We start from the raw sequence: 26,005 nt of genomic DNA, 5'->3' as shown, positions 1-26,005 counted from the left end.
CGGATCAAGTCCGGGATGACGCAAAAGGCAAGGCCGGGATGATGCGATAGGCAAGACCGGGATGATGGCCGGGCGATCAGCGACCGGACGCGGATATCCAATGACCTACGTGCCTTGAAGGACCATCCCTATGTTGCCGCGCCGAGGATCCGCGAACAGGCGGCGTGAAGACCGGACCCAAGCTATGGATCGTCACGCTGAACGTGATTCAGCGTCCAGGGCGGAATGTACGGACCGCCATTCTGGATCCCGGATCAAGTCCGGGATGACGCAAAAGGGAGGTCTGGGGTGACGCAAAAGGTAGGACTGGGGTGACGCAAAAGGCTGGACAGGGGTGACGCAAAAGGGAGGGCTGGGATGACCGAATATGGTGTCCTGGGATAAACTGGAGTAAATACGCTTCATGACCCCGTCCGCTACCGCCCTGGTTGATCGCCTTCAGGCCTTTGATGGCCGGGCGGTCAGTATGCTGGGGGAAATTGAAGCCGATTATGGCGCTGAGCCTGCCTATCTCGACGCATTGATCGCGCTCGCGGCGCATGATCAAGCGGCGGTGTCGAGTGGGGCGACTTGGTTGATCATGGCGGCGCTCGACAGCGGGGCGGCGCTTTCCGCTGCGCAGCACGAAGCCCTCTGGGATGAAATCCCCGCGATCCGCTATTGGCAGGCGCAGCTGCATATCTGTCAGAGCGCCGCCGATCTCCGCTTTTCCGCCGATGGCGCGGCCGTCATGGACCGCTGGCTCACGCCGCTGCTCCACCATGATCGCCCATTCCTGCGCGCCTGGTCGGTCGATGCGCTGTGCCGGGTCGCCACCCAGCACCCGGAATATGGCACCGCCGCCCGCGACGCCGCGCGCGCCGCCGCCCAGGACAGCGCCGCCTCGGTCCGCGCCCGCGTCCGCCGGCTGGACGATCTGTTGGCAGATATCTGAACCGGGCAGGGCGCCATTGTCAGCATGGCAATGGGACTGCTATCGCAAGGCTTTGATACAGAAGAAGAGGAGGTGGCGTTGGCCATGCCAACCGAAGATTTTGACTCCTTAATTCCGGAAATGAAACTATGGAACGAAGGCGATGGGATAGACATTGATGCCTGGATCAGTTGTTCCGGAAACTATGAACTCGCCATTGGCTACGGCACGATATTCTGGCCGAAGTTCGTCGCGCATGGTCCGTACATATTGCTTGAGGACAACTTCAATGAGGAGACCGTGGCGCATTGGGAAAAGGCCCTCAGCCATCATCGCGGTCAGATTGAAGCGGTTATCAATCATTTTCATATTGACGACCTGCATTGCGACCGGGCTTTGACCGAAGCGCAATGCAGGCATCTGGGACGAAAATTGTCTGAAATTTACCGCGTGAAACTCGCGCATGATTTTCCGGATCGCTCGTTTGAAGTGACATTTACTGACGAGGATGGTCTGGGTATCCATGATTATGAGCTGACATTCTATCAAGTATGAAAAACGCCGCGCGGAGCATCCAAACCAACGCCCCTTCGTCATCCGGACCTTCACCGCCATCCAGACCCTCACCGTCATCCTGAACTTGTTTCAGGATCCATTCCAGAAAGCCACCGCCCATGACCGCTGAGACCCCCGCCGCGATTACACCGCAAAGTGCAGACCAATGGCGCACCGACGGACAGCTGGTCGACTGGCAGAGCCACCGGATTTTCATCCACACCGGCGGCAACCCTTCCGCGCCGCCGCTGCTGCTGCTCCACGGTTTTCCGACCTCCAGCCTCGACTGGTTGCCGGTCTGGGCCGAACTGACCGCGCGCTATCGGGTGCTGGCGTTTGATTTTCTTGGCTTTGGCTATTCCGACAAGCCGCAAAACCGCCGCTATGATCTGCAGGAGCAGGTCGACCTCGCGGTGGATCTGGTGGGCCAGTATCTGGCGGCGGATTTTCACATTCTTGCGCATGATTTTGGCGTCAGCCCGGCGCAGGAATTGCTCGCGCGCAGCGGGGAAGGGACGCTGGCCCATCGCGTGCTGAGCTGCGCCTTTCTCAACGGCGGCCTGCTGCCTTCGGAACATCGCGCGCGGCCGATCCAGAAGCTGCTCGCCGGCCCGCTGGGCGGGCTGTTCGTCCATCTGATGAACCGCGAGCGGTTCGGCCAAAGCTTCAGCGCGGTGTTCGGCAAGGACACCCAGCCCAGCGCCACCGAACTCGACGCCTATTGGCAAGTCATCTGCACAAATGGCGGCAACCGGATCCAGCACAAGCTGCTCCACTATATCGCCGACCGCCGCACCCACGGCGCGCGGTGGGAAGCGGTGCTGAAAGACCCGCCATGCCCGATCGCCCTGATCAACGGCACCCAGGACCCGGTCTCCGGCGGGCATCTGGTGGATGCGGTCGCGGCGCTAAGCCCGGCGGTGCCAGCGTGGCGGCTGGACCATCTGGGGCACTATCCGCAGACCGAAGGGGCGGTGGATGTGCTGCAGGCCTATGCGGAGTTTCGGGAGGGGGTTTGAGGGTTTGGAATAATGGACAAATGATATTTTCATTGGTTTCTGGAGAGTAATTCAACTGAGGTTATCAATAAGCACCACAAATAAATGATATATGCATGCCTTTGCGGCGATCGGCCAAAAACCCTCAACCCAGATCCGTAACCCTCACCAAACTCCAGTCACGGCCGAGATCTTTTTCCCCACCCAAGCAAGCCACTGGCCTTTGCCATCAAATGTCATTACCCTCCACTCCATGAACCTCCTATCCAACCCCGCCCTAAACTGGATCCCCTTCACCGACGCGGACAAGCGCTTTGCCTATCCGATCGCCTATCAGGGCGCGGTCCTGTTCGTGCGACCCGATGCGGAGGGGCCGGGTGGGCAGATTGATCTGCTCTACCGCTGGGAGCCGGACAGCTATTGCCATTTCCACCGCCATGTCTGCGCGACCACGTCCACGGTGCTGGCGGGGGTGTTGCATGTTGTCGACTATGAGGGCGGCGTCGCTGGCGAGACGCGTATTCGCGCTGCGGGCGATTATGCCGCGAAGGATCCCGGGGATGTGCATATGGAACATGGTGGGCCGGAGGGGGCGCTGGTGTTGTTTCATCTGACGACCGTCGATGGTCGACTGGCCGAGTTTCTCGGGCCGGAGGGGCAGGTGCTGACGACGATCACGCTGGAGGACATGACCACCGGGCGGCTGGCACAGCGTGCCGCTTAAGGATTGGCCACGATCGGTTATGAACCCATTTGGCACCCTATGACTTCAAAACAAACCAAAATCTTCGTACTGCTCCTCACCCTGACCGGCCTCATCGCCATCACCATAACCCTGTTCGCCGCCACGCTCGCCTGGGACGCCTGGCAGCTCCCCTATAATGCACAGGGGCGCTATTTTGATCCGGTGACGGGCGTGGTGATCAGCGATAATGCGCCGCTGGGCTATGGGATATTGGCGGCTGTCAGCGGGATTTTTGCCATGGCCGCTCTTGCCGGAGCGCGGCGATTATGGTTTAATGCCCGCACTAGTCTTCCGTCCGCAGGGGCACGGGAGAAGAGCTAGAAGGGGGTAAGTCATGCGTGTGCTGTTTCGGGTTGGAGCCGGCTTGTCGGCCTGTATGATGTCTTTGGGCTTTGCGTCGGCGGCGCAGGCTGGCGAAGTAATTATCTGTAATAAAAAGCAAACTACTTATTATATCGCGTCTTTCTGGAAAGAAGGCCCGATGAGCTGTGCCTTTCAGCGCACCAGCTGTGCGATCGTTTCGGCCGGCTGGTGGGAAGTGAAACCGGGCCAGTGCCACCGGCCGAAAACCGGGCTCCACCGCGAGGCCAATCTGGTGATCATGTACAAAGATGACAGCGGCCGCCGGCAATCAACCAGCATGGCGGTCAACCATGACGTGATGTCCGGTCGCCGGTTTCGCGGCAGTTCCGGCGTAACCAATCGCTCGGTCTGCGTGAAGTGGGACAGTTTCGACCGGCGCATCAACGGCGACTGGGGCGCGGCCTTCAACGCGCGCTGCCCAACCGGCTATGTGTCCTTTCCGGTGTCGATGTACGCGCGCGCCAGCGCCGACGGCAACGAGACGATCAACCTGCGCTAGTGCGGGCGGGCGCCAGGGCCGGCAGGAGAGCATATGACAGGACGGCAGAGACTGGCGACGCGGGAAAGCGTTCGCGCAGCGGTGGTGATGGCGGCTCTGCTCGCAGTCGCACCGGTGGCCGCGGAGCCCGCACCCGCATCCACAGCTTCTGATGCCGAATCCGGATTTGAAGCCAATGGCGCGGACCCGGCGGCCCGTCTTGCGGCGGCGATGCAGGGGCGCTTTGCTTCGCAGCCTGACGGTTCCGGCAATCGGGTGGCCGATTTCCGGCAGGTGATTCCAGCGCTCGGCGAAGGGACCTGGGTCTATTTCCAGCGCAATCAGGGCACGGATGATCTCGCCAAACAAGACAAAGCCTATCGCCAGCGCGTCCTCCAGCTGATCACGCAACCCGATGGCAGCGTGGTGCAAGTGACGTGGAGCCTGAAGGCGCCGGATGGCTATGCCGCCGCGCCGCGTGATCCCACCCTGTTGCGGACACTGCGCCGGGAGGCGCTGACACCGACCATGGCGCCGGGGTGCGAACAGATCTGGCATTTTCATGATCGCCCCGGAGCGCCGGCACCGCGCTGGGATGGCACGGTCGATCCGCAGCTTTGCACGATCTTTTCCAAACGCCGGCAGCAACGCATCCGGATCGGGTCCGACGTGCGGCTGACCGCGTGCGGGCTGCAGGAAGCGGAGCGCGGACTGGCCCTCGACGGCACCCGGATCTGGGGCACGCCGCAAGGGGCGTTCACGGTGATGGACCGGGTGACCGACCCATGACCGTCACTATCCGCCCCGAAACCGCCGCCGACCGCAAGGCGATCCACGCGCTGACCCGACAGGCTTTTGCGCCGATGCCCTATGCCGGCGGCGATGAACAGGATTTGATCGATCAATTGCGCGACGCTGGTGCGCTGGCGCTGTCGCTGGTTGCGGAGCACCGTCCGGCCACCGGCGCGGCGGCGGTGGTTGGTCAGATCACCCTGTCGCCTGCCTTTGCGGCTGATGGATCGGCCGGCTGGTATGCGCTGGGTCCGGTGGCGGTGCTGCCCGCGCATCAGAGTACGGGCATCGGCGGGCAGCTTATCCGTGTGGCCATCGACTGGTTGCGGGCCCGAGACGCGGCGGGCTGCGTGCTGATTGGCAATCCGGCTTATTATAGCCGGTTCGGATTTCGGCTCTATCCGGATCTCTGTCCGGAAGGGGAACCGGCCGAAGTTTTTCAGATCTTGCCGCTCGGCGTGGCAGAACCAGAAACGGTGGTGGACTTTCATCCCTTATTTCATGGGGCCTAGGGGGGCAGGCACGAACGCGGCAGGATGGTCCATATGGGTCAGTCGAGATGCGGCGGTCCAAACCACCCCTCGTCATCCTGAACTTGTTTCAGGATCTCAGGCGGCTTGGCGCTGCTTCCATGGATCCTGAAACAAGTTCAGGATGACGGTGAGAGGGTGTTTAGGATGGCGATAGATATTGTCGATACCGTTCAGGGCTGGGCCGTCGGCCGGACCAGCGACCAGTCATAGCCCAGATCCTTGACCCGTGCTTCGATGCGGCTGCGCAGGGCAGGGGCGGGCTGCGCGTCCCGGGTCAGCATCCACAAATAGCGACCGCTGGGTTCGCCGACAATCGCCCAGCTATAATCTTCGGCGCGATCGAGAACCCAATAGTCGCCATAAAATGGACCGAAAAACGAGACTTTCAGCTTGGCATTGCGGCTGCCTTGGACAATTTTGGCCTTACCGGTCGCGCGGTTGGTCTCGCCGTCCTTGGTGCAGCTGTTGACCACCTTGATCTTGCCATCGTCGCGCAGGCTGTACTCGGCCGTGACGCCGTCGCAGCCCTTTTGAAACGGCGCTTCATAGCGCGCCATTTCATACCAAGTGCCCAGATAGGCTTGCAGATCGACCGCTTTGGCCGGTTCCGGAACCGCAGCATTGCCCACCGGTCCCGGGCTTCCGGCACAGGCCGAGAGCAGGCCGAGCGCGAGCGGGGCGAGCAGGATCGGGAAGCGGCGCAATCGGGGCAGACATATCATCGGCGATCTCCATCAACACAAATCATCTCCTGTCTAGACGGTGATGAGTGGTTGATGAACATGTCTTATCGGTCAGGCTGCCTACCGTCTTCTTTAGCCCAGCTGAATACAGTCCCGGCCCGCATTTTTCGCGGCATAGAGCGCCTGGTCGGCTTGACCGATGGCCTCGTGCAACGGTTGATCGGCCTGCCATTCGGTAATGCCGAATGAAGCCGAAATACGCAGGGTTTCGGGCCAGTCCGCGCTGCGATGTTGGTTCAAGGCCGCGCGGATTTTCTCGGCAATCTGTTCTGCCTGCGATCCATCACAGCCGCCCAGCGCGATGACAAATTCTTCGCCACCCCAACGGGCAATAGCACCGCCATTGGCACCTTTTGCAGATACGTGCGCTTGCAGGATGGCGGCGGTGGCCTTGAGCACTTCATCCCCGGTGGCATGCCCATGATCGTCATTGATCCGCTTGAACTCGTCAAGATCGAGCAGGATGATCGCGGTTTTCCGGTCGTCGTCGGCAGCGCTTTCGGTCGGCTGAGTGTGCTGCCGGACAGATTCTGCCACGGCATCAAAGTCCCGCCGGTTGAGCAACCCGGTCAACGCATCATGCCGCGACAAATAAGCAGCATCATCCAGTGCGCGGCTAAGCCGTAGGGTCAGCATCGCGACTTCCATTTCCGCCTTCAGCGCCCCCAGGGCCTGCCGTTTCAGCGCATAGATGGGAAACAAGATACCGGACAGGAACAGCAGGATCGCACTGGTTGCATAGGTGCTGAAAATATCCTGAAAGCTGATCATGATCGGTATCGCGGTGGCGGCAAATCCGATCAGCAGCCCATAGACAAGCCGCGATACGGTCGCGGCCATGAGACAGGATGCGGTCAGCGTGACGATCAATGTCACACAGGCGGTCAAAGCCGCCATATTGACACCCTGGCTGCTGTTAATCCCCATGCTGTGCGTGATCGGCAATAGCATCAGCGCCCATATCACACCGGCCAACGCTTCGGTGAATGTCCAGATCGCCAATATCGTGCGCGATGGATGTTGTTCTTGCATTGTCCGTTTGACCGCGATGGAGCTTATCGCGATACCCAATTGGACCAGAAGCTGGACCCCGATCAAGCTGTAGAGAATGATGCTGTGCGGTGTGCCCGAGGCCGCATAAACCAGAATGGCGAGCGGAAACAGCAAGGAAAGCTGTCCCGAGATCCGCTTGTCGATCGCACGACTGAGCAATTCGCGCTCGACGTGCCGCGCAGAAATCGTCTCCACCGTAATCGGTGTCGCGTGGCTGTAATCGTGATGTTTGACCGACAGGTCCATAGGGCCGCACACTTTCGTAACAGACGTTGAATAGCCTGTAGCGACAATTGGTTAAGGGTCCGATAACTATGGGAAATCCGGGTTTTCGTTGCCCTTGTCTTGCGACAAGTTTGCCATGCTGTCACAAGAGCAAGAAAAGAGGAGAGAGGAAATGCGGACAAGCGCGAAATTTTTAGCAGCAGCGGCAGCAACCCTGACCATGGTCGCCGGACCCGTCGCGGCGCAACAGGCTGAAGAGAATTGGTATCCGTCGCCTTATGGTGCCGATGATCGGATCGGAGCGATGAATAATCTGTCCGAACAGGGAACCCGCGACGCGGCCAAACTGGTCAAATTGGGCAAGACCTATGCTCTCGGTGTCGTGACCGGGCCCAAGACACCCGCTTATCCGCCCCGCAGCTACAGCGCGGCGATCGTCCAGACCAATGATGGCGATGGCGGCGCGCTCGGCGCGAACCAGGTCACGGCGCATGATGACATCATCCACACCTGGGTTGGTATCGGATCCCAAATTGATGGTTTTGCCCATCTTGGCATCAATCATCGCTATTATAACGGCGTCAAAGGCAGCGAACTCTACCAACCGGGCGGCGTGACCCAATATGGCACCGAAACCATCCTGCCAACCGCAACCCGCGGCATATTGCTCGACATGACGAAACAGTTCAAAAAGGACGTGGTCGACGGGGGGACCGCCTTTAACCGCGCAGAGATTGATGCCGCTGCCAAAGCAGCCGGAGTCACGATTGGAAAGGGGGATGTCGTGCTGTTCCACACCGGTTGGATGTCCAAAGCCGAGAGCGATCCTGCGGGATTTATCGCGACCCAACCGGGCCTCGGCGTGGAAGGCGCACAATATCTGGCATCGCTGGGCGTGGTCATGATCGGGGCAGACACGGCGGCGTTGGAAGCGATTCCCTTTGAAGATCCGACCAGGCCGTTTGTGGTGCATCAGACCCTGTTGGCGAAAAAAGGGGTGCATATCTTGGAGACCATCAACACCGCCGAACTGGCCAGGGACGGGGCGACCGAATTCCTATTCGTGCTGGGTCAGCCGCGCTTCAAGGGGGCGGTCCAGATGGTGATCAACCCTGTGGCTATCCGCTAAAACTCAAGAAAGCGCCGGAACGATCCAAACTATCGACATCGCCAACAAAGCGAGCAGTAAGGACACGGCCAAAACCCACCGGACGCCTTGTGGCCGGGTTTTGTTGCTGGCCTCTTTTTCCGATACCGTGATATTCTCTCCGTCGCGTTCCACAGTCCTTCTCCTTGTCGATGCGGGAGGCGCGACAATAGCATGAAAGGCCGCTCAAGTCGAAAGCGGCGCTATTTTTGACGGAATGGCCAGTTGATTACATTCCCGGCAATCAGGGCCCACCAGATGAAGACCGGCTGAAACAACAGCCGTGGTCCGTGATAGAGCCAGGATGCGGTTGTCTCGCCAATTGCGATGTTATTGATGGCATGATTGATATTGGCGGGAAACACGAGCAGCGCATAGAGAGCCAGGCCGATACCGGCGGCCTGTCGCACTTTTGGGATGATCGCCGGCGGTATCAGCAGACCGATGGCACCCGCAATCTCGGCTATGCCGGTCCAGAATATGACCTGCTCCGGCATCGGCACCCACTGCGGGGTAATCGCCAAGAAGCCATCGGGACTGGCTATGTGGGCATAGCCGGCGATCAGGTAGATGGCGGCCAGCAAGAGGCGAAACGCGCTGCGGATCATCGCAGTAACCTGTGCCGATTGGGCAACCGGGTCAAGACCGCACGATGGTCAGTTGCGATCCCGATCCGTCTGATTGGGTTCATCGCCCCAGGCGGGCGGGGGAGCGGGAACCGGTGTGGACAGATCAAAGCGAACCTTGAACCGGCGGTTGTCCGAGGTTTCAAGGCGCCGCAATTCATAGCTGAAATGGGCGTCCGTCTGACCCGGCGGGTTGATTTCGACCGCCCAGACATTGGTCACGGAAACATCGAGGCCTTCGGTTTCAAACAAGGCAATGGATTCCGCGTCGACCGGAAATTCCTGTCTCTCCTCAGTGCCCTGATCCGCCGTATCGCCGCCATAGTTGGTGACCTTGTCGAGGCTGCCATCTTCGTGCCGGTGCTTGTGTTTCAGGCGCAGGCCGTCAGCCTTGCGGGTGATGATCCAGGTGCGCGACCGGTTCCATGTTTCGCCATCCTGACCGACATGGAACGGAATCTGAATTTCATTCTGATCACAGTGTGCGACATACATCACCATCGGCTGGCCCGCCATGTCGGCGTCCTGGGGATCCGCGGACACCAGAGCGCCGGGATAAGCCTTGCCGCATATCAGAGACAGGCGCTCGAAAAACACGTCCTGAGGATTGGTGTCGGGCCGGTCGACCTCGCCAACGGGATCACAGGACACAAGCAGGGCGGAAGCGGCCACAAGGCCAAGGACAGTCATTTTCATGCCTGGGGGCTACACCATAATGGGTGTTGAAGGAAGAGCGGCGAACGGCGGTACGTCTCATCGGGCAGGGTGGTGCTCCGAAGCGCGTTCGGCTATTTCCGAATGATGCTGGAAAACATCCCCAAAGCGCCAAAACTCTATGGCCTGTCCGGCTTGCTGCCGCCTGTGCTGCTGACCCTCTGCACCATATTTGGGCCAGCGACCTGGCAATGGAGCGCGCTGGCGATCGGCTATGGTTATGCCGCGCTGATTTTCAGTTTCTTGGGTGGCTTCTGGTGGGGTTTGGGAGTTTCCCGGCCTGCGGCGCCGGCGTGGATCTTCGGCGCTGCCGTCGCGCCCAGTCTGATTGCTTTGACGACCTATGTGCCGTGGATTCTGGGATGGAGCTGGCCAGGGCCGTCGATGCTGCTGCTGGGCCTGTCTATTGGCGGATCCGTGGTTGTGGATCAGCAATTGTACCGCCAGGGTTTCATGCCGAAATGGATGCTCCAGTTGCGTTTGCTCTTGTCCATCGCGCTCGGCGCTCTCACGTTTTTGCTCGGCATTATCGCCCTGACTTTGACGCCATAATCGCTCGGGCTGCCGAATCTCAAGCGACTGCGTTTGCTAAGTGCAACTTTGCCTGCTATGGGCGGTTCAGCTAATAATCGCGTATGACGAAATTCTGGTTACGCGGCGCCTTTGAAAGCCCGCCTGCTCATTTTTCTTTTTCCACGACGTTGGCCCACCCGCCTGTTCCCGCGATTTTGCGAGATCAGGTATCATTAAGTTATGAATAGGAATTAGAATATGCCTACAGGCACCGTAAAATTTTTTAACACCGAAAAAGGCTATGGCTTTATCGCTCCTGAAGATGGCGGCGATGACAGCTTTGTCCATATCACAGCCGTTCAGGCTGCTGGCATGCAGTCGCTCGAAAAAGAGCAACGCCTGACCTATGATATTGAAACCGGCAATAACGGTAAAAAGGCTGCGGTGAATTTGCAGCAGGCCTAAATCAATAGCATTTTGAGAAAAGGCGGGAGAACTTCGGTTCTTCCGCCTTTTTTTATTTTTGAGATCGGCTGTTCGCTGGTCTACAAAGCGCGTTGTTGAGTGCAAAAAGGGGAAGAAAAATGAAGATTGCTATTCGCTCGCTGGTCCTGTTGGCCGTGCTTTTGGTGGGCGCCTTTTTTCTTTTCCGCACCCCGGATACGGATCGCGACGCAATGATCGCCAAATATTCCAGCGAAGCCTCGCAATTTGTGGATGATGGCATCGGGGGCAAAATCCACTATCGAGACGAAGGCAACAAGGATGGTCCGGCGCTGCTGTTAATCCATGGCTCGAATAGCTTGCTCCAGACCTGGGAACCGGTTGTCGCTGCATTGGGTGATGGCTATCGGCTGATTTCTCTGGATCTCTATGGGCACGGACTGACCGGCCCGCATCCGCAAGACCAATATAGTGCCGACGACAATATCGCCACTGCTGTGAAGGTTCTCGACACGCTTGGTGTGGATCAAGCCTATTGGGTTGGCAATAGTATGGGGGGATGGGTGTCCTGGCGGGCTGGACTATCGGTGCCGGATCGCGTTTCCGGTCTGATCCTTATTGACTCTTCCGGTGCGCAAACGGGAGAGAAAGTCAAACCCTATCTCGGCGCGCGGCTGGCCCAGTCTTCGATCGGAAAACTGCTTCTGCCGGAGATCACTCCGAAATTTCTGGTTCGGTCATCGCTCGAAGAAAATTTCGCGCAGCCTGAGCGACTGACCGACGAACTGGTCACGCGCTATTGGGAGATGCTGCGCTTTCCGGGCAATCGGGAAGCGGCCGTGGCGCGCGGGCAAACCTCGCGGCAACCGGAAAAGTGGGAGGATATTGGCAGTCTGACCATGCCTGTCCTGTTGCTTTGGGGCGAACAGGACCGGGTGATTCCGCTTTCCCATGGCCAGGCCTTTGCCGATGCGATCCCGAACAGCCAATTAATCGTCTATCCTGACGCCGGCCATCTGCCGATGGAAGAAACGCCGGAACCGGTCGCGCGCGACATGCGCACCTGGCTTGAATCTGTAACCACACCCGCCGCCTAAGCGAATAGGCTTTCATGACCGAAAGCAAAATCCAGATATCGCCGCGGCCGACACTGATCATGGTCTATAATGCAGATGCCGGCTGGGTATCAGCGATCAAGGATGCGATTCACAAGATTGTACGGCCGGAAACCTATCCGTGCAGCCTGTGTCAGATCAGTTACGGGCCGGTGTCGATGCGCGGCGCCTGGCGTAGGTTTTTGAACCAATTGCCGCTGGAGAAGCGATTTTATCATCGCCAGGATTTCGCGCGAGACTATCCTGCCGAACATTATCCGCAATTGACCGATCTGGCTTTGCCGGTGATCCTGTTGCAGGATGACGATGTGCAAATTGTCTTGAGCGACGCCGATTTGGACCAATTGCCCGACGTGATCGCCCTGATCACAGCGGTAGAAGACCGTCTATCGCCGCATTTGGGTTAAAGGGATGGCAGCGACCAGTCGATCGGCCCTTGACCATTCTGCTCGAGAAAGGCGTTGGTCTTGCTGAAATGGCGACATCCGAAAAATCCGTTATAGGCCGATAGTGGCGAGGGGTGCGGCGCGCTCAATATAAGATGTCTGCCGCCTTGCGAGACATCCTCGACAAAGGCCGCCTTTTTCTGTGCATAGCTGCCCCACAGCAGGAAAACGACGGGGTCCTGCTTGTCCGCGATCAATCTGACGACCGCATCGGTAAACCGTTCCCACCCCTTCTTGCGATGGGACGCCGCGGCGGCCTGCTGGACAGTCAAGACGCTGTTGAGCAGCAATACCCCTTGATTGGCCCATGATTCCAGAAAGCCGTGACGGGGCCGGGGAATATTCAGATCCGTTTCGAGTTCCTTGTAGATATTGACCAGCGATGGCGGCGGTCTGACACCGGGCTTTACGCTGAAACAAAGGCCATGGGCCTGGCCCGGTCCGTGATACGGATCCTGGCCGAGAATAACGACCCGGACCCGGTCGAGCGGGGTGAGATCGAGCGCCCGGAAATACTCGCTGCCTTTTGGAAAAATAGTCTTGCCGAGCGCTTTTTCGTTGATCAGAAACGCCCGCAATTGCTGCATATAGTCGCTTTTAAATTCTGACGAGAGCGGGTTTTTCCAGCTCTCATGCAATTGGATTCGGTCAACTGTGGTCATGTGCAAAAGATAACAGGCCTGCGGTGATTGGCAATTGCCCTGTGACTTCGCTTGCCACGATGCCAAACCGACTTTACGATATTGGTTGAGGCGCCCCGGAGGCGCGTGTGAACCAACAAGAGAATGTCTCCCGATGACCGAAACACCCGTTCCCGTAATCTCCGCAACCGGTCTTTTTACGCCAGATGACAGCATCAGCAACGCGGAGCTGGTGGCAAGCTTCAACGCCTATGTCGATTTGCACAACCGTGAAAATGCAGAAGCCATTGCGCGTGGTGACGTCGAAGAATTGCAGCACAGTTCGGTGGAATTTATCGAAAAGGCCTCCGGCATCAAATCGCGATTTGTGCTGTCCAAGGCCCCGATCCTGGATCCGGAAACCATGTGCCCGCGCCTGCCGGAGCGGCCGAATGACGAGATATCCGTTCTTGCCGAAATTGGCGTTCGGGCAGCAGAACAGGCTCTGGAACGGGCCGGGCGCAAACCCGAAGATGTCGATGCCGTGCTCTGCGCCTGTTCCAACCTGCAACGCGCCTATCCGGCAATTGCAGTGGAAATTCAGGATGCACTGGGCATGGGTGAAGGCTTCGGTTTTGACATGAATGTGGCCTGTTCGTCCGCAACCTTCGGGATTCAGACAGCGGCCGATTATATTCGGTCGGGCAGCGCGCGCTCGGTGCTGGTGATCAACCCGGAAATTTGCTCCGGACATCTGAACTGGCGTGATCGCGACAGTCATTTCATTTTCGGCGATGTCGCAACCGCGATTCTGGTCGAAGCCAAGGATGTTGCGCCAGCAGCGCACTGGGAAATTGTTGGAACCAAGCTGAAAACCCAATTTTCTAACAATATTCGCAACAATTTCGGCTTTCTCAACCGGACGAGTCCGGAGACCCGGGACGAGGATGACAAGCTGTTCGTCCAGGAAGGGCGAAAGGTGTTCAAGGAGGTTGTGCCGATGGTGGCGCAGATGATCGTCGAGCAGGCGGAACGGCTCGGCATTGCCGGAACGGACTTGCGACGGCTCTGGTTGCATCAGGCCAATGCCGGCATGAACCGGCTGATTGCCCAACGGGTCCTTGGTCATGAGGCGAATGACGATGAAAGCCCAACTGTTCTGGATACCTACGCAAACACCTCGTCGGCCGGCTCAATCATCGCCTTTCATAAACATAGCGAAGATCTGGAAGCCGGCGATCTGGGCCTGATTTGTTCATTCGGTGCGGGCTATTCTGCCGGCACAGTGTTCGTCAAGAAAGCATCTTAACAAGGGGAGACTAACGATGTCACTAACCGGTCATTGTCTATGCGGCGCAGTCAGCTACGAAGTCAGCGGAGAGCCGCAAATGTCCGGTGTCTGCCACTGCAAAAACTGTCAGCGGCAGTCGGGCAGCGCCTATTCGGTGCTGTTTGCGGTCTCGAATGATCAACTCACCATCACCGGCAAAGCAACGACCTATGACGATAGCAGTGACACCGGAAACGTCGTTGAGCGCCATTTTTGCAGCACATGTGGTTCGCCACTTTTTTCCACTTTGCCAACGCAGCCAGGCATGACTTTTGTCAAGGCGGGCACGCTCGATGATACCAGTCATCTGAATCCGCAAGTGCATTTCTGGACAAAGAGCGCGCAAAACTGGGTCGAGATTGACCAGAATGTCCCGCAAATGGAAGGCAATCCGGGGTAGGCCGTTTCATGACCAGTATCAGAGCAAAATTGCTAGCAAAAGCGCTGCCGCTAACCGGCATCAAAGCGCTGTTTTCCGATGGAACGAAGCTGAAAGCGAGTCTGGTCAAAGCCCGCAAGAAGCCCATCGCCGCACCCGGCATGATGGTCCGGCGAAAGCTGGAAGTTAGCCGGCGGGACCTGCGCGGCCATCCGATTTTTACCCTGTCTCCCAAGGCGGGCAGCCGGCGGCGCATCTTGTTCATTCATGGTGGCGCTTATGTCCTGGATATGCAGTCGACCTATTGGTCTATGCTGCAGGAGACCGTGTTGCGCACCGATGCGACCGTCGTCGCGCCCTGCTATCCCCTGGCTCCGGAATATGATTGGCAGGAAAGCTATCAATGGATGATGCAGGTCTATGACGAGCTGCTGGCCGAAATCGGCGTCGATGACGTGATCCTGATGGGCGATAGCGCGGGGGCGGGATTTGTGCTCGGCCTGGCCCAGATGCTGCGGGACCAGGGCAAGCCGATGCCGCACAAGATGGTTCTGCTGTCGCCATGGCTGGATGTCAGCATGACCGACCCCGAGCAACCCGCGCTGGCGGCCAAAGACGGCATTTTGGGTATCGACGGTTTGCGGGCCGCAGGGCAATGGTGGGCCGGCGACAGCGGCGCAACAGATGGGCCGCCCGTGAGTCCGCTGTTCGGAACGGTTGACGGCCTGCCACCGACCGCGATCTTCACCGGTACATTCGATTTGTTGTGGCCCGATGCGAAGAAACTGAACAGCAAGATGGAAGCCGCTGGAGAATCCCTTTCCTATCACGAATATCAAGGCATGCAGCATGTCTGGATGTTGTTCCCGATCCCCGAAGCGAAAAAGGCGCGGCAGGAAATTGCGGATTTTATCAATGCCAAAGTCGGATGAGCGTGGCCCGTAACCCTCGACCAGCCAAAGCAAAGGAAGGAAAGCCGGGCATGATTGTCCGACTATCCTGCATCGCCGCGTTGATACCGGCTGTTGGGTTGGTCGCTTGTAGCGATCAACCTGCGGCACCGGTAGATCCAAACCCGCCTGCACGAGAGTCCGTGGCCGTCGCCATTGAACCCGCCGAAGCCGCTGAACCTGATGCCGCCGTGACGCCGCCACCGTCCGAACCAGAAAAGCCCTTTTCGTTGCTCGCGCTCGATGCCGGCGGATTGCAGATCATTGAATCGGTCGAGGGCAAAACCAGGTTTATTCCGTTTGGCGCCGACCGTGCCCAGGTCGAGGCGGTGTTGACCCAGGAACAGGGTCGAGAACCAACACGCGGGGCCAATGCCGAATGCGGCGCTGGCCCCATGCAGTTTTCGACATTTGGAGCCTATACCGCGAATTTTCAGGAGGACCGGTTTGTCGGTTGGTTTCTGGACGAACAGGAAGGCCAGCTGAAAACGACGGAATCGATCGGCATCGGTTCGAGCCGTGCTGCCCTGGAAGCGGCCATGCCGATTGCAATGCAAGAAGACAGCACGATCGGCGTGGAATTTTTTTCCGAACGCGGTGACGACAATTTTATCGGGGGATTGCTGTCCAAAGCCAGCAAGGATGGGAAGGTGACGGCCCTATATGCGGGAACCAATTGCTTCTTCCGTTAGATCACCTTGCTAGTTTTTGAGCGCTCGGCCCCGTTCGACCACCGCCAGGCGCCGCTGTTCGACTTCCTCGGCTGACACCGTGTCATTATAGCTGTCGGTCACTTGTTTTTCGAGCGCCATGGCCTCTTTGAAATTCCGGTCATAGCCATCGATGATCAGTTTCTTATAGGTTTTCAAGAAGGCAGGATCGATCGTGGCCATGTCCTCCGCCAGCGCCCGTGCTTCATGCATGAGCGCGTCAGGAGCGTAAACACGATTGATCAGGCCCCAGGAACAGGCGGTTTCGGCGTCAAGAAACTGACCGGTAAAGCTCAGCTCGCAGGCCCGCGAGAGTCCGACGAAACGGGATAGTTTTTGCGACAGACCCCAGCCCGGGATAATACCCACCCGGGCATGCGTGTCGGCAAAGCGAGCGTTGGTCGAACCGATCCGCAGGTCGCAGGCCAGCGCGAGTTCAAATCCGCCGGTAATGGCGACGCCGTTAATCGCGCCAATGGTTGGAACCGACAGTTGTTCGAGCGCGCGACAAGGGTTGCGGGCCGGATTCTGGTCGGTTGCGGCACCCAGCCCGTTTTGTCCGAGTTCCTTGAGATCGAGACCTGCGGTGAACGCCCGCTCTCCGGCGCCGGTCACGATAACCGCACGCACGTCCGGATCACCCGAAACATCCTGACAGGCATCAAAAAATTCCGAACGCAGGTCATGGGACAGCGCGTTCATCGCTTCCGGACGGTTGAGCGTGATGGTCGCAACATGATCGGATTTGTCGAGTAGAACCAAAGCCATTAATCGTCGTCTCCAGCCTCATATTTCTCGGCAATCTGGGCGCCCAGACCAGCGGTCATGGCAAATAGTTTTTCAGGATCGCTCTGGCGCAATTGGGCCAGCGTCAACTCCGCGCCTTCGGCGACAATCAGCTCCGGGACATAGCGCGTAACGGCATCCAGGATTTGCTGGGCGCACAAGTCCGGTTCCATACCGTTGTCGATCACATCATCCGACTTTTCCCGTTTTGATCCATCCTTGGTCAGCGCGTTGCGCGAGACATTGGTACGGATCGAACCGGGCAGGATATTGGTTACCCGAATATTGTGGCGCGTCTCGGTTTCTGCACGGAGCGCATCCATATAGCCGATCAAGCCATGTTTGGCCGCGCAATAGGCGGTGCGCAGCGGAGCCCCAATCCGGCCTGCGACAGAGCTGATCGCTACGATATGGCCGCCGCCGGCTTTGACCATATGCGGCAGCAGCAACTGGGTCAGCCAGATTGGTGCGAGCAAATCGACATTGACGATCTGATGATGAACATTGGGGTCGGTGTCGATGGCGAGACTGCGCTGGCTGATCCCGGCATTATTGACGAGAATGTCGACCCGCCCCTTCCAGGCGACCGCCTTTGTGATGGTTTCAGGCAGGATGTCATAGTCGGTCGACTCAAAGGGCAGGATCATGCTTTCAGTCGTCAGGCTATCGGAGACGGATTGCAGCGCTTCGGTCCGACGACCGGACAGGATGATATCCGCTCCGGCCGTGCTGAAAGCCCGTGCCAGGGCTTCACCAATGCCCGATGAGGCACCGGTTATCCATACTGTTTGTCCCGTAAAATCCATTATCCGCTCCCTAGCTCTTCTGCTTTTTGCAGTTTCCAGCCCCAGTAACAGAGGATCAGCATGATCAAATTGCCGATCGCATCAATCAGTCCGATCGTGGTGAACACGGGGTCATGGAAAGTGAAATAATAGTTGAACCCAAAAAGGGCAGCAATGCAATGGCATAAACCAGAAATGTGGTTGCCGTGAAACGCGCAAAGGCCGCGAAAAGCCCGGACAACAAGGCTTGGGCACCAAAGCAGACCATCATGAACGGCAGGATCCTGCCGCCCTCGCGAAAGGGCGGCAGAAACACCGTATCAATGACGTGCTGCGGAAAGAACAACGCCCAACCGCCGAGGGTGAAAAAGACCAGCGCGATAAAAAACTGTATATGACGCGCTGTCATGATGATGGTCTGGCTCTAGGCGTCTTTTTTGATCCGCGGCGCATCATCGCCAAGATCTTCAAACCACGCCTCGACCTCTCCGTTGAGCTGGATCAGCAAGGGATTGCCCTTGCGGTCCATGGTTTTGCCTGCCTGCACCTTCACCCAGCCTGCGGAGACACAATATTCCTCGATATTATGCTTGCGCTCGCCGCGAAAGGCGATGCCGATCCCGCGGCTCAGCAAATCGCCGCCATAATATTTGCTCCGCGGATTGATCGCCAGACGGTCCGGTGGGAGATCAGGGCCGGAATTGGTGTTCGGGGTCTTCTGGTCATTTTCTGTTGCCGGCGTTTCAGTCATTCTGTCGGTGCTCCAAATGGGATGTCTATCTGTGTTCAGTGCTTATCGCTTTCCACCGGTATCGCAACAGTCTTTTGCGGTAACCGGGGAGGAAGATCATTCCGTCGCGATCGGAAAGCAGTCCAGATCATCGGCAAAGGCCACGGCGCCATCATATTGGGTTGCAATAGCGGTTCTGACGTCCTTGTCCGCTTTGAGCGCCCGTTGCATATGGTGGGTCAGGAGCAGGGTGCTGGCCTCCAGCGCGGCGGCGGTTTCGCCGATTGACTGGGGATCACGATGCAATCCGCGGGGCTGGCCGTCGGCCATGGTGATGGCGTTGTGCATGATCAGCAGATCCGGTTTGGAACCGGCGAGTGTTTGGATGAAATCTTCGCTCAGGAAACTTTGGTCGCCCGCAAAAATAATCACTTTACCCTTGTTGCGAATGACATAAGCCACGGCCGGTACATCCAGATGGGCGACCGCGATGGCGTCCACCCGCAACCCTTGTTTATCAAACACAGTTTGCAACCCGGTTTTCCCGGTGTCGATATTGTTCGTGCGCAAGCGGGGCAGGGCGTCATCGTCTGACAAATAGGGGCTCAAATAGCGCAACGCGCCGTTGTCCTTGCTGATCAAAGCATCGAGAAATTCTGCGGTGGACGGAAAGGATCCGCCGCCAGCTGGGCCGGCAATGGTCAGGTCTTTCTCGCGCTTTGCAAACGCGCCACTGTTCAGCAAGGCGGGCAGTCCGCTAACATGATCGCCGTGCAAATGGGTGAGCAAAATCGCCTGGTGATCTGCAAAGTCGATCTGCGCTTCGCCATAGCGAACGAACAGTCCGCTTCCGGCGTCGATCAACAGCCGGGCCTGACCGTTAACCCAGATAATATTGCCCGAGCCAGCCCGATGGTCGTCGGCAATCGGGCCGCCTGTTCCAAGGGTTTGCAGCGCGAGACCATGATCGCGGCACGATGCGCCATCACCGGTAGCCGCGGCGTCCTGGTCGTCGACCTTGACGCAGCCGGTTGCGGCCAGCGCAAGAGCCAGTGCTGCGAAGCTTTGCCAAAAACCCAATTGCCTGTTCATCATCCGATGCAGAGTGATCGAACTTGATCTGTTTGGCAAGGCAGCGCTGCGTTTAAGCGGCCTCTGCCCGGCGCGCGGCTTTTTTGCGGTCATTGGGGTCGAGATAGCGTTTACGCAAACGAATATTCTGCGGTGTGACCTCGACCAGCTCGTCATTGTCGATATAGGCAATGGCTTGCTCCAGGGTCATGACTTTCGGTGTGGTCAGCCGGATGGAATCTTCCTTGCCCGAAACCCGGAAGTTGGTCAGCGCCTTCGACTTCATCGGATTGACATCGAGATCGCCGGGTTTGGCGTTTTCACCAATGATCATGCCCTCATAAACCGGCGTTTGCGCGCCAATAAACAAAATGCCGCGTTCTTCGAGCATGTTCAGCGCATAAGCGGCGGTCGAACCGGTGCCGTTCGAGACCAGCACACCAACCGGACGGCCTTCGATCACGCCTTTATATTCGCCATATTTCTCAAACAGGCGGTTCATCAGGCCGGTACCCCGGGTGTCAGACAAAAATTCGCCATGATAGCCAATCAATCCGCGCGACGGAGCCGAGAATGTCAGACGTGTCTTGCCGCCGCCGGAAGGACGCTGTTCGGTCAGTTCGGCTTTGCGGCGCTGCATCTTCGATACGACGGTGCTGGCATATTCATCATCGACATCGATGACGACGGTTTCATAGGGCTCCTGCCGTTTGCCATTTTCTTCCCGGTAGAGCACGCGTGGGCGGGAGATGCCCAGCTCAAACCCTTCGCGGCGCATGGTTTCGATCAACACGCCGAGCTGCAATTCGCCGCGGCCCGCGACTTCGAAGCTGTCCTTGTCTTCGCTCTCGGTGACTTTGATCGCGACATTGGATTCCGCTTCGCGTGCCAGGCGGTCCCGGATCACGCGGCTGGTGACCTTGTCGCCTTCGCGGCCAGCCACCGGGCTGTCATTGACGGCAAAGCGCATCGACAGGGTGGGCGGATCAATCGGCTGTGCGGCAATCGGTTCGGTCACCGACGGGTCGCAGATGGTATTGGAAACCGTGGCATCGGTCAGGCCGGCCAACGATATGATGTCGCCCGCCTTGGCGCTGTCAACCGGCACGCGTTCAAGGCCGTTAAACGCCATGATCTTGGTTGCGCGACCGGTTTCGACGACATTGCCGTCCATATCAATCGCATGGATCGGCATGTTGAGATCAATTTTGCCGCTCTGGACCTTGCCGGTCAGAATGCGGCCAACGAAATTGTCGCGATCGAGCAGGGTGACCAGGAATTTGAACTTGGCATCTGGATCAACATCAGGCTCGGGGACATGCTCGACAATTTTGTCGAACAAGGGCGCGAGGTCGCCGTCGCGGACGTCCGGTGTGTCACCGGCATAGCCGTTGCGGCCGCTGGCAAAGAGCGACGGAAAATCCAGCTGCTCGTCATTGGCGTCGAGATTGACGAACAGGTCAAACACTTCGTCCAGCACCTCTTCGGCGCGGCCGTCGGGACGGTCAATCTTGTTCACGACAACAATCGGCTTCAGCCCGAGAGCGAGCGCCTTGCCGGTGACAAATTTGGTTTGCGGCATGGCGCCTTCCGCGCTGTCGACCAGCAGGATCACCCCATCGACCATCGACAGAATCCGCTCGACTTCACCACCGAAATCGGCGTGGCCCGGCGTGTCGACAATATTGATCCGCGTACCTTTCCATTCGACGCTGGTGCATTTGGCCAGAATGGTGATGCCGCGCTCTTTTTCAAGATCATTGCTGTCCATCGCGCGTTCTTCGACCCGTTCATTGTCACGGAAGGTTCCGGACTGCCGGAAAAGCTGATCCACCAAAGTGGTTTTGCCGTGATCGACGTGCGCGATAATAGCGATATTGCGTTGGGACATAATATTTCTGCCGTAGAAGAGGAAAGGGGGCTTTGGCGCCTGACCTTGTATTGCGAGCGCCCTTAGCGGGTTTGGTGCTGCACTGCAACACAAGAAGGCTTGCAATACGCTTCCATGCCATCCATTCGGGCGCAAGATATGCAAACCGTTCGCTTGATCCTGTCTGACAAGTTCATCTGGCTGCTTGGGGCAGCCGTTTCGCTGGCCACTCTATTGCCGGTTCGCGGAGACGCCGTACCTTACGCGTCATTCTCGGTATCGGCGGCGATCTTCTGGATTTTTCTGCTCCATGGCATCCGTCTCGAACGCAAGGAAGTGGTCGACGGGTTTCGCAACTGGCGGCTGCAATCGGCGATTTTCGGATTTGTCTTTGGCGCCATGACTGCGGCCGGACTGGCTTTATCCATTCTGCTGGACGGACATATCACGCCGATGATTGCTGTTGGGTTCCTCTATCTCGGATGCCTGCCATCAACGGTACAATCCGCTGCGAGCTATACAGCGATCGCCAAGGGCAATGTCGGTGCGTCCGTGGTCGCCGCCGCGGCGGTCAACCTGTCGTCCATCGTCCTCACCCCGGTGCTGTTTGCCTTATTGGCGAGCAGCGTGGGGATCGTCATTACCGGCGCGTCCTTCATCAAGATTGTGACCATGCTGCTGCTGCCCTTTGCCCTTGGTCAGGCGATTCAGAAATGGGCCCGGCCCTGGATCCTCAAATATAAAAACATCGCCGGCTGGGCTGATCGTCTGGCCATCAGTCTGGCCGTCTATGTCGCCTTTTCGGGCGCCGTGGTCGGAGGTATCTGGCAGCAAGTACCGCTCGCCGACTTCCTGCTCGTCGGTTTGGCAATCCTTGGTTTTCTTGCCTTTTCCTTCGGTGGCGCATGGTTGCTTGGCGGTTGGGCCGGGTTCGTGCGGAACGACCGCAAGGCGCTACTGTTCGGCGGCGCAAAAAAAGCATCGCCGTCGGTGCCCCGCTGGCAGCGATCTTATTTCCTGCCGATGCCGCCGGGATGCTGCTCGTGCCGTTGCTCTTCTACCATTTGAGCAGCCTCACCCTGTCTGCACCGCTCGCGGTTCGCTTGGCCGAAGACTAGAGCTCGCGCAGAGCGCGTGCCGGTTTGGCAGAGAGCACCGGGATCGAACCAATCAGCCCGATGCCAAGCGTCACCACCGCGCCGATGCCCAGAGTGATCAGGACAACCGCCCAATCGGGTTGCCAGCCAAATTCAAAAATCTGGGTGATTACAAACCAACCTGCGAACAGGCCAAGAGCCAAAGCCACTGCTGACAGCAGGATCGCCAGGACGGCATATTCAATCGCCTGGGCAGACAGGATCTGGCGCCGCGTTGCGCCGAGCAGCTTTAGGATGACACTGTCATAGATACGCGACTGTCGGGACGCGGCAATGGCGCCGATGAGCACCGCGATGCCCGAGAAAATGGCAATCGATGCGGCTGATGCGATGGCGGTTGCCATCTGATCGAGAATGGTACTGATCTGGGAGGTGATCTCCTTCACCCGAACCATCGAGATTGACGGAAAAGCATTGGGCAGAATGCCCAGCAATCCGGCCTCCTGCGCTTCTTCCACCTGAATTGTCGCCGCGACATTATGCGGCGTATTGGCCAGGACATTGGGCGGAAAAACGAGGACATAATTGAATCCGAAATTCCGCCAGTTGACGGCACGGAGCGATGCAATTGTGGATTTGATTTCAACCCCGAGCAGGCTGATCGTCAGGCTGTCGCCAACTTCGAGACCGAGGACATTGGCGACTTCTTCATCCATCGATACCAACGGTGGACCGGTATAGTCATTGTCCCACCACTGGCCGGCAACCACTTCACTGCCTTCCGGCACGGTCGCGCTGTAGGTCAGGCCGCGATCGCCGCGAAGCACCCAGGCGCCCTCTGGAATTTCATCCAGCTCGGAGACAATCTGGCCGCCATATTCGGTGATAATGCCGCGCAAAGTCGGCACAATATTGATTTCCGCTTCGCCGGCCTCGGCCTTGACCTGGCTTTTAAAGTCGTCCGCCTGCTCAACCGGGATATCCAGCACGAAGAAGCTCGGCGCTTCCTGCGGCACGGTCGAGCGGATTTCGTTGGTCAGGCTGGTCTGAATGGCGGCGAGTGTTGCAAACAGGGTCAAGCCGAGTCCGAGAGCGACAACCAGTTGGCCGGTTTGCGCGCCCGGGCGATGCAAATTTGTCAGAGCGAGGCGGAACAAGGGTTGTTTGGGGCGGGGTGCCTTGCTCGCGATCCACCGGATGAGGGATCCCAACAGGGTCAGCAGCAACAAGATGCCCAAAGCGGATGCGATGAACGCCAGCGTGAAGGTCGGCTCATTGGTGCTGCCAACCGCCAGCGCTATAATTCCCGCGATGGCGAGCCCTACATAGATCCAGGTGGACTTGTCGATGACCCGCCAGGACTTGCCGTCGCCGCGAAACAGACCGGCTGCCGGGATAAGTTTCGCGCGGGCCAGTGGCGGCAGCGCGAAAATCACCGCAATCAAAAATCCATAAGCGGCGCTCACCGCGAGGGGCAGTGGGTAAATGGCAAATTCAGGGCGAATAGGCAGGACATCGCCGGCGACCTGGATAATCGCCAGTGGCACGAGGGCTCCGACAACCAGTCCAGCGATGATCGCCACCGTGGCAATGGCAAAGATTTGGAACATGTAGATACGGAAGATCATGCCGCTGTCGGCACCGAGGATTTTCAGGGTCGCGATGGCATTTTGTTTGCCGCGCAGATAGGACGCGACACCATTGCCGACACCAATACCGGCGATCACCAGGGACGCAAGGCCCACAAGCGTGAGAAACTGACCCATGCGTTCAATGAAGCGCCGGGTTCCCGGTGCACCATTTTCCCGCGTGTCAATTTCCCAGGCCGCGTTTTTAAACTCTTCTTCGAAACGGTCGGACAGTTTGTTGGGATCGGTTTCGGCGGGCAATTTGATGCGATATTTGCTTTCGAACAGGCTGCCGGGCTGAATCAAATTGGTCGCCCGCAAGCCTTCAATCGACGTGATCGCCACCGGGCCCAGCGAGAGCCCTTCGCTCAACCGGTCGGGCTCCTCCTCAATCACACCGGTAATCGTAAAGTCGGTTTCGCCGAACGACACCGTTTCGCCAACTTTCAGGGTCAGTCTCTGCATCAGGGCTGGCGTGACATAGATTTCGGACGCGTCCAGCGCGGGCGCAACCTGACCATTTTGCAAGGTAAACGTGCCGTAGAGGGGATAAACGTTGTCGACGCCCTTCAGCTCCACCAATTGCGTGTCGCTGCGATCCGGGAGGCGGGCCATGGCCTGCATGCGGATGGTTTCCGACAATTCGCCCTCGGCTTTCAATGCGTCGAGCTCGCCGGACGTGGCTTCCCTTTGCGCAATGGAAATCTCGATGTCACCGCCGAGGATCGCCTGTCCACGATTGGCCAGTTCGTCGGTGATCGAAACCGTCAGACTGCCAATTGCCGCCAGTGTCGCCACGCCAAGAAACAGACAGACGATCAGCAAGCGCAGGCCAACAAAACGGCCGCGCAAATCCCTGCGGGCAATGGTCCACGCCTTGGACAAGTTTTCGCTCATGCTGCGCTGTCCGTTTCGATCATTCCGTCGCGCAGCGCAATGACCCGGTCACAGCGTTTGGCGAGTTCGGGGTCGTGGGTGATGATCAACAAGGTCGCGTCATTCGCTTTTTGCCGGTCGAACAGCAATTCGATAATTTTCTCTCCGGTCGCCCCATCGAGGTTTCCGGTGGGTTCGTCCGCGAAAATAATCGATGGCCGGGACGCCATGGCCCGGGCAATGGCAACCCGCTGTTGTTCGCCGCCAGACAGCTGTGTCGGATAGTGACCCAGTCGATCGCCCAGTCCGACATTTTTCAGTTCTTCGGCAGCCACGCCAAAGGGATCGTCCTGCCCATCAAGCTCCAGCGGCACGGCCACATTTTCGAGCGCTGTCATGGTTGGCAGCAAATGGAACGCCTGCAAGACGATACCCACCCGACCACGCCGCGCAATGGCCAGCTGGTCTTCATTCATCGCCCCAAAATCGGCACCGGCGATGGAAACGGTGCCGCCGCTTGCCCGCTCAAGACCGGACAATATTGCCATCAGCGACGACTTCCCTGATCCGGATGGCCCCAGCAGGGCAACGGTCGATCCGGCTTCGATCGACAGGTTTATCCCGCCCAATATGTCAACGCGGGCATCGCCTTCGCCCAAAGACAGGGTGACATTATGGGCATCAATGGCAATATGGGGGGTAACGGTCGCATCGTTGGGTGTTGCGGCGTCCGAATTATCGGTGTTGTTTTGAAGCATGATAGGGAGATT

The 26,005-nt window shown here is 58.2% G+C and carries 30 protein-coding genes and 1 pseudogene; 18 read left to right on the top strand and 13 right to left on the bottom strand.

The annotated features are described in order from the left end of the window. The first annotated feature begins 403 nt into the window (after window positions 1–403). From ACZ1GS_RS11535 to ACZ1GS_RS11500, 8 genes are all read left to right on the top strand, one after another. Window positions 404–934 carry a hypothetical protein gene (locus ACZ1GS_RS11535; protein WP_472695333.1) on the top strand — a complete coding sequence of 177 codons (531 nt, stop codon included), beginning with the start codon at window positions 404–406 and terminating at the stop codon, window positions 932–934. A gap of 24 nt (window positions 935–958) precedes the next feature. Further along, a complete protein-coding gene (locus tag ACZ1GS_RS11530; RefSeq protein WP_472695332.1) occupies window positions 959–1,468 on the top strand; it encodes a hypothetical protein in 510 nt (169 codons plus the stop codon). Window positions 1,469–1,587: 119 nt separating this feature from the next. Further along, window positions 1,588–2,487: an alpha/beta fold hydrolase gene (locus tag ACZ1GS_RS11525; RefSeq protein ID WP_472695331.1), complete on the top strand. Its 900-nt coding sequence runs from the start codon at window positions 1,588–1,590 to the stop codon at window positions 2,485–2,487. 232 nt (window positions 2,488–2,719) lie between these two features. After that, entirely contained in the window at window positions 2,720–3,190 is a 471-nt protein-coding gene (locus ACZ1GS_RS11520) for a hypothetical protein (protein WP_472695330.1), read from the top strand. Between the two features lie 39 nt (window positions 3,191–3,229). Continuing rightward, window positions 3,230–3,532 (top strand): hypothetical protein, encoded by a 303-nt coding sequence (locus ACZ1GS_RS11515; RefSeq protein ID WP_472695329.1) that lies wholly within the window; start codon window positions 3,230–3,232, stop codon window positions 3,530–3,532. Window positions 3,533–3,545: 13 nt separating this feature from the next. Continuing rightward, on the top strand, window positions 3,546–4,073 hold the full coding sequence (locus tag ACZ1GS_RS11510) for a hypothetical protein (protein WP_472695328.1): 528 nt from the start codon (window positions 3,546–3,548) through the stop codon (window positions 4,071–4,073). Between the two features lie 33 nt (window positions 4,074–4,106). Beyond that, window positions 4,107–4,841: a CpcT/CpeT family chromophore lyase gene (locus ACZ1GS_RS11505; protein WP_472695327.1), complete on the top strand. Its 735-nt coding sequence runs from the start codon at window positions 4,107–4,109 to the stop codon at window positions 4,839–4,841. Continuing rightward, window positions 4,838–5,356 carry a GNAT family N-acetyltransferase gene (locus ACZ1GS_RS11500; RefSeq protein WP_472695326.1) on the top strand — a complete coding sequence of 173 codons (519 nt, stop codon included), beginning with the start codon at window positions 4,838–4,840 and terminating at the stop codon, window positions 5,354–5,356. Before ACZ1GS_RS11505 ends, ACZ1GS_RS11500 begins: the two co-directional genes overlap by 4 nt. Before the next feature lie 191 nt (window positions 5,357–5,547). On the opposite strand, the gene ACZ1GS_RS11495 is transcribed toward ACZ1GS_RS11500, so the two are convergent. Together ACZ1GS_RS11495 and ACZ1GS_RS11490 are read right to left on the bottom strand one after the other, a co-directional pair. After that, the gene (locus ACZ1GS_RS11495) at window positions 5,548–6,099 is read right to left on the bottom strand and encodes a lipocalin family protein (protein WP_472695325.1); all 552 of its coding nucleotides are present in this window, start codon (window positions 6,097–6,099) and stop codon (window positions 5,548–5,550) included. A 93-nt stretch (window positions 6,100–6,192) separates the two neighbouring features. After that, a complete protein-coding gene (locus tag ACZ1GS_RS11490) occupies window positions 6,193–7,419 on the bottom strand; it encodes a GGDEF domain-containing protein (RefSeq protein ID WP_472695324.1) in 1,227 nt (408 codons plus the stop codon). A gap of 151 nt (window positions 7,420–7,570) precedes the next feature. On the opposite strand from ACZ1GS_RS11490, the gene ACZ1GS_RS11485 reads away from it, so the two are divergent. Beyond that, complete coding sequence (locus ACZ1GS_RS11485; RefSeq protein WP_472695323.1) at window positions 7,571–8,527, top strand: cyclase family protein; 957 nt, start codon at window positions 7,571–7,573, stop codon at window positions 8,525–8,527. A gap of 221 nt (window positions 8,528–8,748) precedes the next feature. On the opposite strand, the gene ACZ1GS_RS11480 is transcribed toward ACZ1GS_RS11485, so the two are convergent. Together ACZ1GS_RS11480 and ACZ1GS_RS11475 are read right to left on the bottom strand one after the other, a co-directional pair. Further along, window positions 8,749–9,153: a DoxX family protein gene (locus ACZ1GS_RS11480; RefSeq protein WP_472695322.1), complete on the bottom strand. Its 405-nt coding sequence runs from the start codon at window positions 9,151–9,153 to the stop codon at window positions 8,749–8,751. Window positions 9,154–9,201: 48 nt separating this feature from the next. Beyond that, window positions 9,202–9,867: a hypothetical protein gene (locus ACZ1GS_RS11475; RefSeq protein WP_472695321.1), complete on the bottom strand. Its 666-nt coding sequence runs from the start codon at window positions 9,865–9,867 to the stop codon at window positions 9,202–9,204. Window positions 9,868–9,969: 102 nt separating this feature from the next. Between ACZ1GS_RS11475 and ACZ1GS_RS11470 the strand changes: the two genes are divergently transcribed. The 4 genes from ACZ1GS_RS11470 to ACZ1GS_RS11455 all read left to right on the top strand — a co-directional run bounded on the left by ACZ1GS_RS11470 (window position 9,970) and on the right by ACZ1GS_RS11455 (window position 12,364). After that, complete coding sequence (locus ACZ1GS_RS11470) at window positions 9,970–10,437, top strand: DUF3429 domain-containing protein (protein ID WP_472695320.1); 468 nt, start codon at window positions 9,970–9,972, stop codon at window positions 10,435–10,437. A gap of 219 nt (window positions 10,438–10,656) precedes the next feature. Continuing rightward, window positions 10,657–10,863, top strand: coding sequence for a cold-shock protein (locus ACZ1GS_RS11465; protein WP_472695319.1), 207 nt, complete (start codon window positions 10,657–10,659; stop codon window positions 10,861–10,863). Between the two features lie 119 nt (window positions 10,864–10,982). Then, complete coding sequence (locus ACZ1GS_RS11460) at window positions 10,983–11,939, top strand: alpha/beta fold hydrolase (RefSeq protein WP_472695318.1); 957 nt, start codon at window positions 10,983–10,985, stop codon at window positions 11,937–11,939. A 14-nt stretch (window positions 11,940–11,953) separates the two neighbouring features. Then, window positions 11,954–12,364 carry a hypothetical protein gene (locus ACZ1GS_RS11455; RefSeq protein ID WP_472695317.1) on the top strand — a complete coding sequence of 137 codons (411 nt, stop codon included), beginning with the start codon at window positions 11,954–11,956 and terminating at the stop codon, window positions 12,362–12,364. On the opposite strand, the gene ung is transcribed toward ACZ1GS_RS11455, so the two are convergent. Continuing rightward, window positions 12,361–13,065, bottom strand: a complete 705-nt coding sequence (gene ung, locus ACZ1GS_RS11450; protein ID WP_472695316.1) for a uracil-DNA glycosylase — start codon at window positions 13,063–13,065, stop codon at window positions 12,361–12,363. The two genes, ACZ1GS_RS11455 and ung, sit on opposite strands and share 4 nt — an antisense overlap. 133 nt (window positions 13,066–13,198) lie before the next feature. On the opposite strand from ung, the gene ACZ1GS_RS11445 reads away from it, so the two are divergent. The 4 genes from ACZ1GS_RS11445 (at window position 13,199) to ACZ1GS_RS11430 (ending at window position 16,374) form a co-directional block, all read left to right on the top strand. Then, window positions 13,199–14,332 carry a beta-ketoacyl-ACP synthase III gene (locus tag ACZ1GS_RS11445; RefSeq protein WP_472695315.1) on the top strand — a complete coding sequence of 378 codons (1,134 nt, stop codon included), beginning with the start codon at window positions 13,199–13,201 and terminating at the stop codon, window positions 14,330–14,332. Window positions 14,333–14,348: 16 nt separating this feature from the next. Beyond that, window positions 14,349–14,753 (top strand): GFA family protein, encoded by a 405-nt coding sequence (locus tag ACZ1GS_RS11440; protein ID WP_472695314.1) that lies wholly within the window; start codon window positions 14,349–14,351, stop codon window positions 14,751–14,753. Window positions 14,754–14,761: 8 nt separating this feature from the next. Continuing rightward, a complete protein-coding gene (locus tag ACZ1GS_RS11435; protein WP_472695313.1) occupies window positions 14,762–15,664 on the top strand; it encodes an alpha/beta hydrolase in 903 nt (300 codons plus the stop codon). Window positions 15,665–15,825: 161 nt separating this feature from the next. Beyond that, on the top strand, window positions 15,826–16,374 hold the full coding sequence (locus tag ACZ1GS_RS11430) for a hypothetical protein (protein ID WP_472695312.1): 549 nt from the start codon (window positions 15,826–15,828) through the stop codon (window positions 16,372–16,374). A 9-nt stretch (window positions 16,375–16,383) separates the two neighbouring features. Here ACZ1GS_RS11430 and ACZ1GS_RS11425 read toward each other — a convergent pair whose 3' ends face one another. The 6 genes from ACZ1GS_RS11425 to typA all read right to left on the bottom strand — a co-directional run bounded on the left by ACZ1GS_RS11425 (window position 16,384) and on the right by typA (window position 21,655). Next, window positions 16,384–17,160, bottom strand: coding sequence for an enoyl-CoA hydratase (locus tag ACZ1GS_RS11425; RefSeq protein ID WP_472695311.1), 777 nt, complete (start codon window positions 17,158–17,160; stop codon window positions 16,384–16,386). After that, a complete protein-coding gene (locus tag ACZ1GS_RS11420; RefSeq protein WP_472695310.1) occupies window positions 17,160–17,984 on the bottom strand; it encodes an SDR family NAD(P)-dependent oxidoreductase in 825 nt (274 codons plus the stop codon). The genes ACZ1GS_RS11425 and ACZ1GS_RS11420 overlap by 1 nt, the downstream gene beginning before the upstream one ends. A gap of 85 nt (window positions 17,985–18,069) precedes the next feature. Beyond that, complete coding sequence (locus ACZ1GS_RS11415; protein WP_472695309.1) at window positions 18,070–18,372, bottom strand: hypothetical protein; 303 nt, start codon at window positions 18,370–18,372, stop codon at window positions 18,070–18,072. A 15-nt stretch (window positions 18,373–18,387) separates the two neighbouring features. Then, window positions 18,388–18,714 (bottom strand): DUF3297 family protein, encoded by a 327-nt coding sequence (locus ACZ1GS_RS11410; protein ID WP_472695308.1) that lies wholly within the window; start codon window positions 18,712–18,714, stop codon window positions 18,388–18,390. Between the two features lie 96 nt (window positions 18,715–18,810). After that, on the bottom strand, window positions 18,811–19,773 hold the full coding sequence (locus ACZ1GS_RS11405; RefSeq protein ID WP_472695307.1) for an MBL fold metallo-hydrolase: 963 nt from the start codon (window positions 19,771–19,773) through the stop codon (window positions 18,811–18,813). 64 nt (window positions 19,774–19,837) lie between these two features. Next, window positions 19,838–21,655: a translational GTPase TypA gene (gene typA, locus ACZ1GS_RS11400; RefSeq protein WP_472695306.1), complete on the bottom strand. Its 1,818-nt coding sequence runs from the start codon at window positions 21,653–21,655 to the stop codon at window positions 19,838–19,840. Between the two features lie 114 nt (window positions 21,656–21,769). Here typA and ACZ1GS_RS11395 point away from each other — a divergent pair. Next, window positions 21,770–22,752: pseudogene (locus tag ACZ1GS_RS11395) on the top strand (bile acid:sodium symporter family protein). Here the strand turns inward: ACZ1GS_RS11395 and ACZ1GS_RS11390 are convergent. Both ACZ1GS_RS11390 and ACZ1GS_RS11385 read right to left on the bottom strand, forming a co-directional pair. Next, the gene (locus ACZ1GS_RS11390; RefSeq protein WP_472695305.1) at window positions 22,749–25,256 is read right to left on the bottom strand and encodes an ABC transporter permease; all 2,508 of its coding nucleotides are present in this window, start codon (window positions 25,254–25,256) and stop codon (window positions 22,749–22,751) included. The pseudogene ACZ1GS_RS11395 and the gene ACZ1GS_RS11390 sit on opposite strands and share 4 nt — an antisense overlap. Further along, window positions 25,253–25,993 carry an ABC transporter ATP-binding protein gene (locus ACZ1GS_RS11385; RefSeq protein ID WP_472695304.1) on the bottom strand — a complete coding sequence of 247 codons (741 nt, stop codon included), beginning with the start codon at window positions 25,991–25,993 and terminating at the stop codon, window positions 25,253–25,255. Before ACZ1GS_RS11385 ends, ACZ1GS_RS11390 begins: the two co-directional genes overlap by 4 nt. Window positions 25,994–26,005: the final 12 nt, after the last annotated feature.

The sequence above is a fragment of the Parasphingorhabdus sp. W113 genome, from assembly GCF_055693205.1.
The sequence above is the reverse complement of the archived record's forward strand: the minus strand, read 5'-3'. Positions and strand labels throughout refer to the sequence as shown.

Bases quoted from the DNA above. Each gene is read 5' to 3' on its own strand.
- ACZ1GS_RS11535 (WP_472695333.1), top strand. From the start codon at position 404: ATGACCCCGTCCGCTACCGCCCTGGTTGATCGCCTTCAGGCCTTTGAT.
- ACZ1GS_RS11530 (WP_472695332.1), top strand. From the start codon at position 959: ATGGCAATGGGACTGCTATCGCAAGGCTTTGATACAGAAGAAGAGGAG.
- ACZ1GS_RS11525 (WP_472695331.1), top strand. From the start codon at position 1,588: ATGACCGCTGAGACCCCCGCCGCGATTACACCGCAAAGTGCAGACCAA.
- ACZ1GS_RS11520 (WP_472695330.1), top strand. From the start codon at position 2,720: ATGAACCTCCTATCCAACCCCGCCCTAAACTGGATCCCCTTCACCGAC.
- ACZ1GS_RS11515 (WP_472695329.1), top strand. From the start codon at position 3,230: ATGACTTCAAAACAAACCAAAATCTTCGTACTGCTCCTCACCCTGACC.
- ACZ1GS_RS11510 (WP_472695328.1), top strand. From the start codon at position 3,546: ATGCGTGTGCTGTTTCGGGTTGGAGCCGGCTTGTCGGCCTGTATGATG.
- ACZ1GS_RS11505 (WP_472695327.1), top strand. From the start codon at position 4,107: ATGACAGGACGGCAGAGACTGGCGACGCGGGAAAGCGTTCGCGCAGCG.
- ACZ1GS_RS11500 (WP_472695326.1), top strand. From the start codon at position 4,838: ATGACCGTCACTATCCGCCCCGAAACCGCCGCCGACCGCAAGGCGATC.
- ACZ1GS_RS11495 (WP_472695325.1), bottom strand. From the start codon at position 6,099: ATGATATGTCTGCCCCGATTGCGCCGCTTCCCGATCCTGCTCGCCCCG.
- ACZ1GS_RS11490 (WP_472695324.1), bottom strand. From the start codon at position 7,419: ATGGACCTGTCGGTCAAACATCACGATTACAGCCACGCGACACCGATT.
- ACZ1GS_RS11485 (WP_472695323.1), top strand. From the start codon at position 7,571: ATGCGGACAAGCGCGAAATTTTTAGCAGCAGCGGCAGCAACCCTGACC.
- ACZ1GS_RS11480 (WP_472695322.1), bottom strand. From the start codon at position 9,153: ATGATCCGCAGCGCGTTTCGCCTCTTGCTGGCCGCCATCTACCTGATC.
- ACZ1GS_RS11475 (WP_472695321.1), bottom strand. From the start codon at position 9,867: ATGAAAATGACTGTCCTTGGCCTTGTGGCCGCTTCCGCCCTGCTTGTG.
- ACZ1GS_RS11470 (WP_472695320.1), top strand. From the start codon at position 9,970: ATGATGCTGGAAAACATCCCCAAAGCGCCAAAACTCTATGGCCTGTCC.
- ACZ1GS_RS11465 (WP_472695319.1), top strand. From the start codon at position 10,657: ATGCCTACAGGCACCGTAAAATTTTTTAACACCGAAAAAGGCTATGGC.
- ACZ1GS_RS11460 (WP_472695318.1), top strand. From the start codon at position 10,983: ATGAAGATTGCTATTCGCTCGCTGGTCCTGTTGGCCGTGCTTTTGGTG.
- ACZ1GS_RS11455 (WP_472695317.1), top strand. From the start codon at position 11,954: ATGACCGAAAGCAAAATCCAGATATCGCCGCGGCCGACACTGATCATG.
- ung (WP_472695316.1), bottom strand. From the start codon at position 13,065: ATGACCACAGTTGACCGAATCCAATTGCATGAGAGCTGGAAAAACCCG.
- ACZ1GS_RS11445 (WP_472695315.1), top strand. From the start codon at position 13,199: ATGACCGAAACACCCGTTCCCGTAATCTCCGCAACCGGTCTTTTTACG.
- ACZ1GS_RS11440 (WP_472695314.1), top strand. From the start codon at position 14,349: ATGTCACTAACCGGTCATTGTCTATGCGGCGCAGTCAGCTACGAAGTC.
- ACZ1GS_RS11435 (WP_472695313.1), top strand. From the start codon at position 14,762: ATGACCAGTATCAGAGCAAAATTGCTAGCAAAAGCGCTGCCGCTAACC.
- ACZ1GS_RS11425 (WP_472695311.1), bottom strand. From the start codon at position 17,160: ATGGCTTTGGTTCTACTCGACAAATCCGATCATGTTGCGACCATCACG.
- ACZ1GS_RS11420 (WP_472695310.1), bottom strand. From the start codon at position 17,984: ATGGATTTTACGGGACAAACAGTATGGATAACCGGTGCCTCATCGGGC.
- ACZ1GS_RS11415 (WP_472695309.1), bottom strand. From the start codon at position 18,372: ATGACAGCGCGTCATATACAGTTTTTTATCGCGCTGGTCTTTTTCACC.
- ACZ1GS_RS11410 (WP_472695308.1), bottom strand. From the start codon at position 18,714: ATGACTGAAACGCCGGCAACAGAAAATGACCAGAAGACCCCGAACACC.
- typA (WP_472695306.1), bottom strand. From the start codon at position 21,655: ATGTCCCAACGCAATATCGCTATTATCGCGCACGTCGATCACGGCAAA.
- ACZ1GS_RS11390 (WP_472695305.1), bottom strand. From the start codon at position 25,256: ATGAGCGAAAACTTGTCCAAGGCGTGGACCATTGCCCGCAGGGATTTG.
- ACZ1GS_RS11385 (WP_472695304.1), bottom strand. From the start codon at position 25,993: ATGCTTCAAAACAACACCGATAATTCGGACGCCGCAACACCCAACGAT.